Below are 14,961 nucleotides of genomic sequence, written 5' to 3'. Positions count from 1 at the left end.
ACTAAAATGACGAAGACGTCTTTGTGACACACTTTGAAGATACAACTTTTTGTTGGCCATAATTAATAGATTTTAAGTTTAAAATTTTACTTTTAAACGGTCAACCTATTTCAGGCATTGACAAATTGATTGCTTCTCCATTCTACATTCTTCATTCTTCATTCCAACTCAGGCTTGCAAAAATGAATGCAATCAATAACTTTGAAAGAGCTTAACTAACTCTCGATTAAGCAAATAAACCTATTTTAACTCAAAATAATGAAAAATTCGCGCAGAAACTTCATTAAAAAGGCCTCTACAGGAGCAGCCGTTTTATCCCTTGGTGGAATTCTTCCTAGCTTTTCAGCTAAAAGTTACGGACATATTCTAGGTGCCAACGAAAAAATTACCGTGGCCTGTATGGGTGTAAACAGTCGAGGACTAGCTGTTGGCAAGAATTTTGCCGCACAAAAAAACTGCGAAGTTTTACATGTTAGTGATGTAGATACTCGTGCAGCTGATATATGCATTAATGCCATTGAAAAAATACAAAATAAACGTCCTAAAGCTACGCCCGACTTCCGAAATGCCTTGGAAGATAAGGATGTCGATGTACTAATCGTGACAGCACCAGACCATTGGCATGCACCAGCCGCCATATTAGCTTGCTCAGCTGGTAAACATGTCTATTTGGAAAAACCCTGCTCTCATAATCCAAATGAAGGTGAACTTTTGGTAAAAGCCGCAGCCAAACATAAGCGAATATTACAAATGGGAAACCAGCGTAGATCTTGGCCCAATGTAGCAGCTGCAATAGCGGAATTGCATTCAGGAATAATTGGTAAACCCTATTATGCCAAAACATGGTATACCAATAATCGTGCGTCGATCGGTGTTGGGAAAGAAACTGCCGTTCCATCTTGGTTAAACTATGATTTATGGCAAGGTCCAGCGCCAAGGAAAGCTTTCAAAGACAATCTAATTCATTACAACTGGCATTGGTTTTGGCATTGGGGAACAGGGGAAGCCTTGAATAATGGTACACACATGGTCGACTTAGCTCGTTGGGGCTTAAATGTGCATTACCCCACTAAGGTTAGTTCCAATGGTGGCAGATACCGTTACCAAGATGATTGGGAAACTCCTGATACCCAAATGATTAATCTGGAATTTGAAAACAAATCCCTCATTACTTGGGAAGGTCGTAGCTGTAATGGTAAATCCGTAGAAAGTCAAAGTGTAGGCGTTATTTTTTATGCTGAACAAGGTTCTATGCTAATTGAAAGTGGAAATTCATATAAAATCTTTGACCTAAAAAATAACTTGGTGAAGGAAGTAAAAAACGACTTTGCCGTTGATGCTCGCAATTTGGCAGACCCTGCATCAAATCTTGATGCATTACATATTCAAAACTTATTTGATGGCATAAAAAAGGGGACGGCGGTCAATTCAGATATTTTGAGCGGACACCAAAGTACCTTATTGGTTCAATTAGGAAATATTTCCCAGCGCATTGGCCGTAGCCTTCAAATTGATCCTCAAAATGGCCATATTCTTAACGATAAGGAAGCTATGAAGTTTTGGAGCAGAACTTATGAAAAAGGTTGGGAACCTAAAATCTAATCAAATGGCTACTGACAGGTTTATAAGCCAGCGTTTACATTCATTGGATGCGCTGAGAGGTTTCGACATGTTTTGGATCATGGGGGCAGATGAATTAATCCATAAAATAGCGGAACATACCCAATCTCCCTTTTGGCAAGGACTAGCTCATCAATTTAAACATGTTAAATGGGATGGATTCCGAATCTATGATTTAATTTTCCCCTTATTTATCTTTTTAGCTGGTGTTTCAACCCCATTTTCCATTGGCCGATCCTTGGAACAAGGCAAAAGCAAGTCGGAAGTCCTGAAAAAAGTGCTTCAAAGAGGATTTACACTTGTTATCTTAGGAATCATTTATAATGAAGGATTAGAAATAAAACCAATAGCAGAAATTCGTTTTTCCAGCGTATTAGGGAGAATTGGTATAGCCTATATGCTGGCTAATATTATCTATTTGTATACCAAAGAAAAAGCTCAAATTATCTGGTTTGGAGCTTTACTCATCGGTTATTGGCTCATCCTCAAATTCACTTCAGCTCCAGGTTTTCCGATGGGTGACTTAACCGAGCAGGGAAATTTTGCATCGTATGTAGATCGAAGTATTTTACCGGGTCGACTTTCCCGTGGAATACATGATACAGTAGGTTTTTTCAACAATATTCCTGCTATCAGTACGGCCCTAGCTGGAATCATAACGGGAATATTCCTCAAGAATGATAAATTTCAAGCCATAGAAAAAGTCAAATGGATGATATATACTGGAGTGATTTCTCCTGTTTTAGCTCAAATTTGGAACTTAGATTTCCCAATTAATAAGAATATGTGGTCTAGTTCTTTTGTACTCCAAACCACAGGCTTAAGCTTACTATTATTAGCTTTATTCTATTATATCATCGATGTCAAAGGCTACCAAAAATGGGCCTTTTTCTTTCAAGTGATTGGAATGAATTCCATTCTGATTTATTTATCTGGTCATTTTATCGACTGGGATTATACCAACAATGCCCTATTAAACTGGTTATTTCACATTTGCGGAGAAAGCTATTCAGTTATCATCTCTGTGATTTGTGTGATCCTAATTAAATGGGTATTTTTAAGATTCCTTTACGAAAAAAAGGTCTTTTTACGCGTCTAAAGCCTATTACCTTGAAACTACATATTTTTACTGATCCTACACAGTTAGGACAATCCTCTGGCAGTTTAGCTGCTGAACATATCAAACAGGCCATTCAATCCAAAGGTCAAGCGAATATCATTTTAGCTACTGGTACCAGTCAATTCGAAACCTTGAATCAATTGATTCAAGAAAAGGACATTGATTGGAGCAAAGTCGTATTGTTTCATCTAGATGAATACATCGGATTGAAAGACTCTCATCCAGCAAGTTTTAGAAAATATTTAAAAGAGCGATTTATACAATTGGTCCCAGCCTTGAAATCAGTTAATCTTATTAATGGAGAAGAGGATGCCTTAGCTGAATGTCAGCGACTTAATTCAATAATCTTACAGCACCCTATCGATGTGGCCCTTGTAGGAATTGGTGAAAATGGGCATTTAGCGTTCAATGATCCACCCGCCAATTTTGAAACCAAAGATCCCTATATCGTGGTCCAATTGGACGAAGCATGTCGCATGCAACAAATGGGTGAAGGATGGTTTCCAAGTTTGGAGGATGTGCCTAAGCAAGCCATTAGCATGTCGATTCAGCATATCATGGCTTCCAAAAAAATTATTTGTTCCGTTCCTGACTACAGAAAAGCTGAGGCTGTAAAAAATTGTTTAGAAAATGAAGTTAGTCCTTGGTACCCTGCGAGTATTCTTCAAAAACATGCAGATTGTTCCATGTTTTTGGATCAGCAATCTGCTGAATTACTTTCTGCTAATTTTAAAAAACAAGCCTTTAACGCCTAATGGAAGCGAATATACACCGATATAAAATCCATCATGGGGCTGTCATTTTACAAGACAAAATCCTTGATGATGCTTGCGTATTGGTAGAAAATGGTAAGATAATAGAAGTGTCAGCTAGAGATATTGATATTCCTGGGGCCATTGAAATTAATGCGCATGGACACTATATCTCGCCTGGCTTTATTGACATACACATACATGGTGGAGGTGGTCATGATTTCATGGATGGAACAGTGGAGGCATTTTTGGAAATTGCAAAGACGCATGCTCGCTATGGTACCACAGCGATGTTGCCGACAACACTAACCAGTGAGAAAGAGGATTTGATCCTGACTTTGGAGGCATACCAAAAAGCCAACTTATTGAATACCGAAGGAGCGAGTTTTATCGGTTTGCACTTAGAGGGTCCGTATTTTGCATTAAGTCAGCGAGGAGCTCAAGACCCAAAATACATCCGAAATCCGGATCCTGAAGAATATCAATTTATTTTAGAAAATTACGATTGCATCAAACGTTGGTCAGCAGCTCCTGAATTACCTGGAGCTATAGAATTTGGTGATTATGTGAGCTCAAAAGGAGTTCTAGTGGCATTAGCCCATACCGATGCTATTTATGAAGAAGTAGAAAAAGCATTTGACCATGGATATAGTTTGGCTACGCATTTTTATTCCGCCATGTCCGGTGTCACTAGAAAAAATGCATTTCGATATGCGGGAGCCGTAGAAGCAGGTTATTTGATTGATGATATGGATGTAGAAATCATTGCCGACGGCGTCCACTTACCCTCAGCCCTTTTGAGGCTAGTGTATAAAATCAAAGGAGCTAAAAAAACAGCTTTGATTACAGATGCTATGCGAGCCGCTGGCTTAGCGACTGAAAATTCAATTTTGGGCCATAAAGACAAAGGACTGGCTGTTATTGTTGAAGATGGCGTTGCCAAATTACCCGACCGTAGTGCCTTTGCTGGCAGTGTGGCTACCACAGACCGCTTGGTGCGAACCATGCTCCAAAAAACGGATGCACCTTTGTTAGAAATTATTCAGATGATTTCAGATGTACCGGCCAGAATCATGAAAATAGACCATCAAAAAGGAAGTTTAACGAAAGGAAAAGATGCTGATATCCTTATTTTTGATCAGGATATCAACATCCAAATGACCATGGTCAATGGCCGAATTGTGTACAGTTTATAATTCCTTAATCTTAATATTTTTGAAGGCTACATTATGTCCATGATCTTGTAATAAGATATGGCCTTCTTGAATAGTTGGATAATTCGGGAATGATTTGAACTTGCTTTGTTGATAACCATCCATAAATGCCTTGGATTTACGATTGATGGAAACTATTAGTTTTCCATCCAAATAATGTTCAATCTGATCATTATTGAATACGATTCTGGAAGTATGCCAAACAGCTATGTTCACATCTGGTTTTTGGGCTGCCGCTATTTGGTACAAGGAACCCGTTTTAATTTCAGCAGGTAAGTGTTTATCGTTGTAAATAAAATCCGCATCATCTATCAATTGATATTCATATCCTGGTTGTGAACCACCTGTGGCTTTGGGCAGTTTTTCCTCGACCAAATACTTCACTCCAGAATTACCTAATTTGCCCAATTTCCAATCAAATCGTAAATCGAAGTTCTTGTACTTTTTCAAACTAACAATATCTCCACCATCGGCTGCTTCTCCCCCATCACTAAGTTCTCCAAACAAGGCTCCATCTCGAATCACCCAACCTTTCTTAGGAAATTCATTCATGAATGCCCCGCGCCAACCTTGGGTACTTTTACCATCAAAGAGCAATGTAAACCCTGCTGACTTTTCACTTTTAGTTAATACATTTTCTCTTGAACAGGAACATAAGAAACTAACAATCAATAAACTATATAAAATTTTCATAATTAAAGAGGTTTATTTTTTAGAATACATATCGGCCAAATTCACACTAGCGCCCTTTCTATTTTTGCTGACGTCTGCTGCTTCCATAAAAGCAAAAATCTCCAAGGTTTCTTCTTTGGAAACAGGAGGAATACCTGTTTGGAAAAACTCAATAATCTTGACCAATAAAGGATCATATCCACCATAAGGCCCTAAATGAACTACGGAATTAGATCCAAAAGCAGTACCACCATATTCTTGTTTTCCATTTTTCAATCCTCGGAATGTCCCAATTCTCCCATCATTCCATACTCCTACCACGACTTCTTGTTCTTCATTCATGTAGCGATTTACTTGTTTACAACCCGTACCCATCATGGTAAAAAGGGTTTCCACTCCATGTATGCCATACCAAAACAAATCAGGATGCGTCTTTTCAATTTTCATAGGACTATACGCATCTGCCCCTATCACCTTCCCAACTTTACCTGCTCTAATTTCTTGTGCACTCGGAGAAAAACGTAAAGAGGAGGCAGAAAATATAGGTACATTATATTTCTCTGAAGCTGCAAATATGGCTTCTGCATCTTTCAAAGAAGCGGATATGGGTTTATCAATAAACATTCTTTTCCCAGCTTTAAACACTTCTAAAGCTTGTTCCAAATGCAATCGACCATCATTGGTTTCCAACATGACCACATCCACTTTGGTCAATAATTCTTGAACAGAATTCACTATTTCCACACCAAATTTCTGAACTTCTGCCGTATAAGCTGGAATTCGTTCGGTACTGGATAAGATATCTTTACTTCCTCTTGGATAGGCAGCTACTATTTTATAGCCCGCATATTGACTGGCATCTGGGGCATTCAAAGCTTTGGTAAATGCCGTGGCATGGGAGGTATCAAGACCAATGATACCTATCCTTTTTCCAGGTTCTGCTTGGATAAAAGATGTGGAACTAGCCCATGAATTAGCACTTACTAGGGCTAATCCGGCCATTGAGCTTTGTTGTAAAAATAGTCTTCTGGATTGAGTAGATTTTTTCATAGTAAGGTTAATGGTTTTATCTTCTGATTTTATGGCCATAAACGGAATAAAATACGAGATATAGGTAGCAAGGGAATAGTACCCAGTAAGCAGATCGTAAATCATACAAGTCTGCCAAATATCCATAAAACAAAGGCATTATAGCATTTCCGCACAATCCCATAATCAAAATGGAGGCTCCTAATTTGGTGAATTTTCCTAAACCATCCAGAGCTAATGGCCAAATACCTGCCCAAATTAAGGAATTAGCTAAACCCAAAAGGACCACAAAACAAATGGAAATATCCACTTGATGCCCTAAAAATTGAACCTCACCTTGCCCAAATATGATACCCAAGGTGAACAGTGTTCCCAATATGGTACAGACCCGAAAAGCATTTACTTGTGAAATGAATTTTGGAATACATATAATTCCCAAAATATAGCCCGCAATCGTAGCCAATAAAGTGTAAGATGGAAAAACTTTAGCTTCTAATAATTGAATATTCATGGAACCCGCATAACCTATGATGGTATCAATGGCAATCACCTGAGTCCCCACATGTAGAAAAATGGCTATTGCCCCCAAGATGAGATGAGGAAATTGGAATATACTGGTTTTTCCGGAATTGGCTAAGGCTAGTTCGTCTGACTCGGAGTCTGTATCTATTTCGGGTAAAGGTGAAAACCGAACAAGCAAACCTAACAGAAATAAAACCGTACCAACAATGGCATAAGGAATGGTTACCCGACCAACCAATTCATCCAATGCTGCATTTCGGGCTTCTCCTGACATGGAAGCTAAGTTTTTAAACAAATCACTATCTGTAGCTTTCAAAATCACGGCAGCAAAAACCAAAGGCGCCAATACTCCTGCTCCTTTATTGAAAATCCCCATGATGGAAATGCGTTGGGCGGCACTTTCTTGAGGACCCAATACCGTAATATATGGATTGGCGGCGGTTTGCAAGATGGCTAAACCCGCACCCAAAGTAAATAAACCTAGTAAAAAAATGGGGTAAGTCCGGGTCATGGATGCAGGTAAAAAAATGAATGCCCCAAGAGACATCAACCAAAAACCCAACATCATTCCACGTTTGAAACCAACTTTCTTCAATAAAAATGAAGCTGGTACCGACATCACGAAATATGAGATATAAAAGGCAAAGGTGACAAAATAGGCTTGAAAATTGCTCAATTCACAGCCAATTTTAAAATAAGGAATCAATATGGCATTTACCCAGGAAACAAAACCAAAGATAAAAAACATGAATCCAATAATCAGGATGGATATCTGGGTATCTCTCCTACTCAAAGCAGATACGGAAACCGCTTTATTCATAATGTTTGATGGATGTAGATGGATAAATATTCACGAATGAAATTACTCCAACGTTGATTTAAATAGGTTTTTAATGTTCTAATTTAAATGAATTCTTAAGAATATCAAACCTGTTTAATGTGCTCGCTTGGCTAAGAAAAAATAGAACATACCAATGTGCCCTTGGGAAGTTTCTATTTACATACCAAATGAAATAGAAAGGCCCTTTTCCTGAAAATCTTTCTAACCGCCCTTTTTCAATTATTCATAAAGCATAGAAATTATATAATTATTCATTTATCTTGCTGACAACAACCTATTTAATACAATGAAATCTGCTAAAAGACGTCAATTTCTGATGCAATCAGGAATTTTGAGTGCTGCCGCTGTGATACCTTCCTGGCAAAAAAAAGGATTCCCTCCTCGATCTTCGAACCAACAAATTCCAGCTATTTTAGGAGGAAAATCAACTTTCAAAGCCGAAAATTGGGTAAAATGGCCCATTTGGGATAAGGAGAATGACGAAAAAATATTATTGGAAGTCATGCGCAGTGGAGTTTGGTCGAGGGCCCAAACAGTGAATCTTTTTGAAAAAGAATGGGCAAAGACCATTGGAACTAGCAGATGCTTGACGGTAGTTAATGGAACACAGGCTCTCACTGTCGCCATAAATCAAGCTCACTTAGGACCAGGGGATGAAATTCTTGTTACGCCCTATACTTTTGTGGCGAGCATTCAAGCTATTTTGGCCAATGGTTGTATTCCTGTCTTTGTGGATATTAATCCTGAAACTTTTCAAATGGATACGCTTAAAGTTGAGGCTAAAATCAGCAAGCGCACCAAAGCGATATTAGCAGTCCATATTTTAGGTTTGCCTTGTGACATGGTTCACCTATTGGAAATAGCCAAAAAACATCAATTAATTGTCATTGAAGATGCTTGCCAGGCCCCATTGGCAGAAATAAACCATCAACAAATTGGCAGTTTTGGGCTTGCTGGTTGTTTTAGCTTTCAAAATTCTAAAAATATTGCTATTGGTGAAGGAGGAGCTATTGTCAGCAATGATCATGGATTCATGGACCGCTGCTATTCATTCCATAATTTAGGTTTACCCTTTGGAATAGCAACAGGTTCCATAAATTCGGGTAGTTTTATGCAAGGAACAAAAGTACGTTTCACCGAATATCAAGCGGCAATTGGTTTGGCTCAATTAGCTAGACTAGAATCCCAGACGCAGGTACGCAATGAAAGAGCAGCATATTTATCTTCTTTGCTAAAAAATATACCGGGAATACTCCCCTACCAATTGTACCCATCCGTTACCAGAGCAGCATTTCACCTATTCCCTTTTCGATACAATCCTTCCGAATTCAAAGGATTGAGTAGGGCTCATTTTTTACAAGCTTTACAGGCAGAGGGGGTTCCATGCAGTGGGGGCTATACTGCATTAAATACTCAGGTATTCATTCAAGAGGCATTTGAGTCCAAACACTTCAAAAAGCTATATACCGAGGAAGAGTTAACTTATTCAACGTACATGAATCAAAATCAATGTCCGCTGAATGATCAATTATGCCAAGAAGCAGTCTGGTTTACACAAAACCTCCTTTTAGGTTCAAAAGAAGATATGGATCTTATTTTTCAAAGCATTCAAAAAATCCATCGTGAAGCGGAATCCATTAAAAAGAAATTACAGCCATAATATATCCATGATGTCGGAACACCCTCAAAGTTTGCTTGCTACAGCATATAATTCGGAGTTTGAGTTATCGCATGACAGTTACAATGCTCTTTCCCTCGCCTCCAATGGGAAAATATATTATATCCTTTCATCTGATAGTGTGGAATCAGCCGGACAAATGTATGAATTTGACCCAAAAACAAATCAAATCAAGCATTTAGCGGATTTGAATGACATTTGTGGAGAGTCGAATCAAAAACATATTCCGCAAGGAAAAAGCCATGTAAGTTTCTATGAATACCAGCAAAAACTTTATTTCTCAACTCACATTGGCTATTATCAAGTGATTGATGGAATGGATCGTTTGCCCATTGAGGCTCCCTCTGGATATACCTTATACCCTGGGGGACATCTTTTAAGTTATGACCTGCAGACAGGAATATTTGAGGATCTGGGTATACTACCCAATGGTGAAGGATGTGTTTCCATGGTGATGGATATGGTGCGAGGGAATTTATTTGGAATTAGCTGGCCAACAGGGAAAATATTTTATTTTCAGCTAGAAAGTCGTCAATTACACCTATTCCCCTCTGTTTCAGGAAATGGCGAGGCTGGAATACCTGGTGGAGATTTCCGTTCATTGTGCCGTTCTCTTTTGGTTAATCCTCAAACAGGTATTGCGTATTTTTCCACTTCAGAAGGATATATTTATCAAATTGACCCAAATTCAATGAAAGTCGAACGTATCGAAGACCTGCATCTTCGTTTGGATTATTTCGGAAAATATGAGCCCAAGTATCCTGGCAATATGGCATATAATTGGCGACAAATTATTTGGTATGAACCTGAACAAGTGGCCTACGGTGTCCATGGAAATTCTGGTTATTTATTCAAATTCGACCCTACCCATCGAAGCATTGAACTACTTGACCGAATCACATCCCTTCCTTCTAAAAAATCTGGCATGTTTGACCAATTTAGTTATGGCTACTTGGGATTTCAGTTAGGCCCAGATGGAGAAACTTTATATTATTTAACAGGAGGTCCCATTTTTATTGATGGTAAACGATTGGAGGGTGAAAAGGAAATTGCCAAAGGAGCAGCAAAAGGACTAGAAAATTTACATTTAATTACTTTTCATATTCCAAGTCAATTTTACCAAGATCATGGCCCTATCTTTTACTCAGATGGAAATTGGCCACAATATGTAAACTCCATTGCCATTGATTTTGAGGGGCAAGTTTATGCCTTGGCGAGAGTTAATAGAAACAATCAAGTACGTTGTGATCTCATTCAAATCAATTCACCCTTCCAAAAATCCAAATGAATATTCGGTTTCAATGCATTATTATTCTTTTACTTACTCTGGTAGGTGGAGAAATTTGTGGACAAGAAATGTTGGTTGGTTTTGCCAAAAAAAATATCACCCCCAATCCCCCTATTTGGTTATCAGGGTATGCAAGTAGAACCACTCCTGCTACAGGAGTTGTCCATAATCTATGGGCAAAAGCTGTTTACTTGGAAAGTTCTCCTAAGGAAAAAGCTCTCATTATTAGTACCGATTTATTGGGATTAAGTCGGGAAGTAAGTCAAGGAATTGTACAACAACTTCATGAGACTTATGGAATTAGTCAAAAACAAGTAATCATTAATTCTTCTCATACACATTCTGGCCCCATGATTTGGCCAGCATTGAGCGGAATTGCTAATTATAGCCTAGAGGACCAAAAAGCCGTTTCCACCTATACATTAGGACTAATTAAAACGATCGTGGATTTAGCAGGAGAATCTATTTCAAATAAAGATAAAATGCGCCTCTCCGTCGGACATGGTCAAGTAGATTTCGCCATCAATCGTCGTCAGTTAGCTGCTTCGAAACTAGGACAAGTTTTGGCAGGACCAATAGACCATGACGTACCTGTCATCAAGGTAGAAGATTTAAAAGGAAATGTGAAAGGAATCTTAATGGGATATGCTTGCCATAATACGACTGTACAGGGTGACAATTATTTGGTCAATGGTGATTATGCTGGATTTGCCCAAATTGACTTGGAGAAAAGGTTTCCCACTGCGACGGCTATGTTTTTGCTAGGATGTGCGGGTGACCAAAATCCAGAACCGAGGGGCAATTTATTGCTGGCTGAAAAACATGGTAAAAAATTAGCTGAAACAGTCAGTGAGCTAATTCAACAAAAGTTAAAACCACTATCTAATGCTCTTCAATACGATGCTCAACAAATTACATTAGATTTTAAGAAAATAGAGATTAGTCAATACCAACAAGAAATAGTAGGGAATGATGTCTTTAAACAAAGAAGGGCCAAACTGATGTTGGAAGCCTTCAATAAAGGCTGGAATATGCAACATTACCTATACCCTATTCAAGCCCTGCGGATTGGTAAGGAGTTTACCATAGTAGCGTTGGCTGGGGAAGTCGTGGTGGATTACTCTTTGAGAATTAAAAAAGAATTTGCCCATCATGATATTTTTGTGTCTGGATACAGCCAAGAAGTGATGTGCTATATCCCTTCTAAAAATGTATTAAAGGAAGGTGGTTATGAAGCTGAATCCAGTATGATTTATTATGGCTGGCCAGGTCCTTTTGAAGATAGCGTAGAGGAAAAAATCATGCAAGGAGTCCACTTAGTCATGAAAAACATAGGTATTCGCCCTAAAAAATAGCTTTGAAACCTGCATTTCCTTTGTTTCAAATCCCTTGTTTCCTCAAAAAAAGCGAGCTCAATTTTAACTTTTCCTATGTTTATTTTAAAAATATAAAGAACTTTTTAAATTAGTATACTAAAAAAGTATACTAAATAGGATAATCTATTTACTTTGCATTTAAGTTTTCAAACCCAAAAGCCTCAGACTTTAACTCTGAGATTTTTTTAAACAATATAGTCTACTAAATACATAGATTTAATTACAAAAAAAACCATCTCTAAAAACCCATGAAACAAATTTCCAAATTAGTACTTTTAGCAGTGGCATTAGTTTTGCCTCTCCTAGCATCCGCCCAAGATAAACCCACCATTAATGCCAAAGTAACTGGAAAGGTCATTGATGCTAAAACAAATGATTTCATCATTGGAGCTTCTGTTGTTATCAAAGGAACAACCAACGGCGCATCAACTGATGCCAATGGAGAATTTTCTCTTTTAACTGGACAAAAATTGCCATTTACTTTAGTGGTGTCATTTGTGGGATACCAAAAGAAAGAGGTCATCATCAACAGCAATAAAGTAGAAATAGCTATCGAAGAAAGCACCAACGAATTGACAGATGTAGTAGTGACTTCCAGAAGGAGACAAGAATCCATTCAAGACATTCCCATTCCTATTTCAGTGATTCGTGGAGCTGTAGCTGAAGATGCTGGTGCTTTTAACCCCAATCGGTTGAAAGAATTAATCCCATCTGTCCAATTATATTCTTCCAACGGTCGAAACACAACCTTAAACATACGTGGACTAGGTTCTTCTTTTGGCTTAACCAATGATGGTATCGATCCAGGTGTAGGTTTTTACGTAGATGGGGTATATTACGCAAGACCAGCTGCTACAGCCATCGACTTTGTGGATGTAGACCGCATTGAAGTATTGCGCGGACCACAAGGGACACTTTTTGGAAAGAACACCACGGCTGGGGCATTCAATATCACTACAAGAACACCCAGTTTTACTCAGGGTGCTACTTTTGAAGCTAGCTATGGTAACTTAAATTACATTCAAGTAAAAACATCTGTTACTGGACCAATCAGTAAAAAATTGGCTGCCAGAGTTTCCTTTTCTGGAACTCAGAGAGATGGAACTGTATTCAATACTACCACTTTAAAACCAACCAATACATTGAATAACCTAGGTTTTAGAGCACAGTTGCTATATACACCTTCTGAAAATGTAAACATCACATTTTCAGGTGACAATGCCCGTCAAAGGCCAGATGGTAATGCGACTGTTGTGGCTGGTGTAGTGCCAACAAAACGTGCCGCATACCGCCAATTCAATGCCATCATTACAGATTTAGGCTATAAATTACCCACTACCAATCCATTTGACCGTATTACTGACGCAGATTCTCCTTGGAGAGTCAATAATGATTTTGGTGGTGCGTCCATCAACGTCGATGCTAAAATTGGAAAAGGTACTTTAACTTCCACTTCAGCTTGGCGTTATTGGATTTGGGATCCATCCAATGATCGTGATTTCATAGGTTTACCTGTATTAACTAAATCACAAGGAAATTCAAGACATGACCAATGGACACAAGAGATTAGATATGCTGGTCAGTTTTCAGAGCGTTTAAGTGGTGTGTTTGGTGTATTTTTGATCGATCAAATCTTAACTTCAGACCCTGTACAAACAGAAGAATCTGGTTCTGCACAATGGAGATTTGCCCAAAGTTCTACCTCAGCATTATGGAAAACACCTGGTTTATTTGACGGTTTTGGTACGAAAACAACTTCTATATTACATACCCTTGGAGCCGCGGTATTTAGCCAAGTTGATTGGAAAATTTCAGATAAACTACATGTATTACCAGGAATTCGTTTCAACTACGACAAAAAAGATGTTGATTACAAACGTGAGACCTATGGTGGATTACAAACCTCTGACCCTGCTTTAATTGCCTTGAAAAATGGTTTGTATACGAATCAAGCTTTCAATTTTAGTGTCAATGAAAACAACATTTCCGGTCAAGTTACTTTGGCTTATAAACCAAGCAAAACATTCAACTTATTTGGAACATTTGCCAATAGCTACAAACCTGTAGGTGTGAATTTAGGGGGCTTACCCACAGCCAATGGAGCCGTACTTTTAGACCTAGCTCGAGTAAATCCGGAATTTGTTACTCACTATGAATTAGGTGTAAAAACTAAGCCAAGTGCACAGTCGACTTTAAATGTTACCATTTATAATACCGACATCAAAGATTATCAAACTCAAGTTCAAACAGCTGAAGTGGGTGTCAACAGAGGTTATTTAGCCAATGCAGAAAAAGTAAATGTGAAAGGAATTGAAATTGATGGAAGCATCCGTCTAAACAGCCATTTCTCCTTTACTGGAGCACTTTCTTACACCGACGGTATTTACGTATCTTTCAAAAATGCACCAGTACCTTTGGAAGAAACAGGCGGAACATCCGCATTCAAAGATGTTTCAGGTGGTGAATTACCTGGTATCTCTAAATGGGCTGGTTCCTTGAGTGGAGAATATATCAATTCGGGTAAATTCTTATCCTTAAAAGGTAATTATTTCATTGGCCTAGACACTTACGCTCGTTCTTCTTTCTCATCAAGTGCATCTCCCTCGCAATACCTAAACATTGCTGGATATAACTTGGTCAATGGTCGAATTGGTTTCCGTGCTTCTAATGGATTCTCCGTTTTACTTTGGGGAAGAAATATCTTAGATCGTGATTACTTTGAGCAATTATTACCAGCAGCAGGAAGTGCTGGACATTATGCAGCTGTATTGGGCGATCCAGCTACTTATGGAGTCACGCTTCGATTCACCTATTAATATTTCATTCAACAGACTAATAAACATAAGAAA

At 38.4% G+C, this 14,961-nt stretch carries 11 protein-coding genes; 8 read left to right on the top strand and 3 right to left on the bottom strand.

What is annotated here, in order from left to right:
• The first annotated feature begins 258 nt into the window (after positions 1 to 258).
• The 4 genes from G9H60_RS12615 to nagA are packed head-to-tail and all read left to right on the top strand — an operon-like array spanning position 259 to position 4,688.
• Positions 259 to 1,602, top strand: a complete 1,344-nt coding sequence (locus tag G9H60_RS12615; RefSeq protein WP_223144414.1) for a Gfo/Idh/MocA family protein — start codon at positions 259 to 261, stop codon at positions 1,600 to 1,602.
• A gap of 4 nt (positions 1,603 to 1,606) precedes the next feature.
• Positions 1,607 to 2,719: an acyltransferase family protein gene (locus G9H60_RS12610; protein WP_223144413.1), complete on the top strand. Its 1,113-nt coding sequence runs from the start codon at positions 1,607 to 1,609 to the stop codon at positions 2,717 to 2,719.
• Positions 2,720 to 2,730: 11 nt separating this feature from the next.
• Positions 2,731 to 3,495, top strand: a complete 765-nt coding sequence (locus G9H60_RS12605; RefSeq protein ID WP_262900040.1) for a glucosamine-6-phosphate deaminase — start codon at positions 2,731 to 2,733, stop codon at positions 3,493 to 3,495.
• Complete coding sequence (gene nagA / locus G9H60_RS12600; RefSeq protein ID WP_223144411.1) at positions 3,495 to 4,688, top strand: N-acetylglucosamine-6-phosphate deacetylase; 1,194 nt, start codon at positions 3,495 to 3,497, stop codon at positions 4,686 to 4,688. The genes G9H60_RS12605 and nagA overlap by 1 nt, the downstream gene beginning before the upstream one ends.
• Here nagA and G9H60_RS12595 read toward each other — a convergent pair.
• Genes G9H60_RS12595 through G9H60_RS12585 form a run of 3 tightly spaced genes read right to left on the bottom strand, consistent with a single transcriptional unit; the run spans position 4,683 to position 7,749 of the window.
• Positions 4,683 to 5,399 carry a 3-keto-disaccharide hydrolase gene (locus G9H60_RS12595; RefSeq protein WP_223144410.1) on the bottom strand — a complete coding sequence of 239 codons (717 nt, stop codon included), beginning with the start codon at positions 5,397 to 5,399 and terminating at the stop codon, positions 4,683 to 4,685. The two genes, nagA and G9H60_RS12595, sit on opposite strands and share 6 nt — an antisense overlap.
• Before the next feature lie 12 nt (positions 5,400 to 5,411).
• Complete coding sequence (locus tag G9H60_RS12590) at positions 5,412 to 6,428, bottom strand: Gfo/Idh/MocA family protein (protein ID WP_223144409.1); 1,017 nt, start codon at positions 6,426 to 6,428, stop codon at positions 5,412 to 5,414.
• A 16-nt stretch (positions 6,429 to 6,444) separates the two neighbouring features.
• Complete coding sequence (locus tag G9H60_RS12585) at positions 6,445 to 7,749, bottom strand: sugar MFS transporter (RefSeq protein ID WP_223144408.1); 1,305 nt, start codon at positions 7,747 to 7,749, stop codon at positions 6,445 to 6,447.
• A 307-nt stretch (positions 7,750 to 8,056) separates the two neighbouring features.
• On the opposite strand from G9H60_RS12585, the gene G9H60_RS12580 reads away from it, so the two are divergent.
• From G9H60_RS12580 to G9H60_RS12565, 4 genes are all read left to right on the top strand, one after another.
• Positions 8,057 to 9,430 (top strand): DegT/DnrJ/EryC1/StrS family aminotransferase, encoded by a 1,374-nt coding sequence (locus tag G9H60_RS12580; protein WP_223144407.1) that lies wholly within the window; start codon positions 8,057 to 8,059, stop codon positions 9,428 to 9,430.
• Positions 9,393 to 10,736 (top strand): hypothetical protein, encoded by a 1,344-nt coding sequence (locus G9H60_RS12575; RefSeq protein ID WP_317197235.1) that lies wholly within the window; start codon positions 9,393 to 9,395, stop codon positions 10,734 to 10,736. The genes G9H60_RS12580 and G9H60_RS12575 overlap by 38 nt, the downstream gene beginning before the upstream one ends.
• A complete protein-coding gene (locus G9H60_RS12570; RefSeq protein WP_223144406.1) occupies positions 10,733 to 12,091 on the top strand; it encodes a neutral/alkaline non-lysosomal ceramidase N-terminal domain-containing protein in 1,359 nt (452 codons plus the stop codon). The genes G9H60_RS12575 and G9H60_RS12570 overlap by 4 nt, the downstream gene beginning before the upstream one ends.
• A 269-nt stretch (positions 12,092 to 12,360) precedes the next feature.
• Complete coding sequence (locus G9H60_RS12565) at positions 12,361 to 14,928, top strand: TonB-dependent receptor (protein WP_223144405.1); 2,568 nt, start codon at positions 12,361 to 12,363, stop codon at positions 14,926 to 14,928.
• Positions 14,929 to 14,961 lie beyond the last annotated feature (33 nt).

Origin of the sequence: Aquirufa aurantiipilula, assembly GCF_019923745.1 — a bacterium.
GTDB lineage: Bacteria > Bacteroidota > Bacteroidia > Cytophagales > Spirosomataceae > Aquirufa > Aquirufa aurantiipilula.
This window is presented reverse-complemented; position numbering and strand designations above follow the sequence as displayed.

Bases quoted from the DNA above. Each gene is read 5' to 3' on its own strand.
- G9H60_RS12615 (WP_223144414.1), top strand. From the start codon at position 259: ATGAAAAATTCGCGCAGAAACTTCATTAAAAAGGCCTCTACAGGAGCA.
- G9H60_RS12585 (WP_223144408.1), bottom strand. From the start codon at position 7,749: ATGAATAAAGCGGTTTCCGTATCTGCTTTGAGTAGGAGAGATACCCAG.
- G9H60_RS12610 (WP_223144413.1), top strand. From the start codon at position 1,607: ATGGCTACTGACAGGTTTATAAGCCAGCGTTTACATTCATTGGATGCG.
- G9H60_RS12565 (WP_223144405.1), top strand. From the start codon at position 12,361: ATGAAACAAATTTCCAAATTAGTACTTTTAGCAGTGGCATTAGTTTTG.
- G9H60_RS12590 (WP_223144409.1), bottom strand. From the start codon at position 6,428: ATGAAAAAATCTACTCAATCCAGAAGACTATTTTTACAACAAAGCTCA.
- G9H60_RS12570 (WP_223144406.1), top strand. From the start codon at position 10,733: ATGAATATTCGGTTTCAATGCATTATTATTCTTTTACTTACTCTGGTA.
- G9H60_RS12580 (WP_223144407.1), top strand. From the start codon at position 8,057: ATGAAATCTGCTAAAAGACGTCAATTTCTGATGCAATCAGGAATTTTG.
- nagA (WP_223144411.1), top strand. From the start codon at position 3,495: ATGGAAGCGAATATACACCGATATAAAATCCATCATGGGGCTGTCATT.
- G9H60_RS12595 (WP_223144410.1), bottom strand. From the start codon at position 5,399: ATGAAAATTTTATATAGTTTATTGATTGTTAGTTTCTTATGTTCCTGT.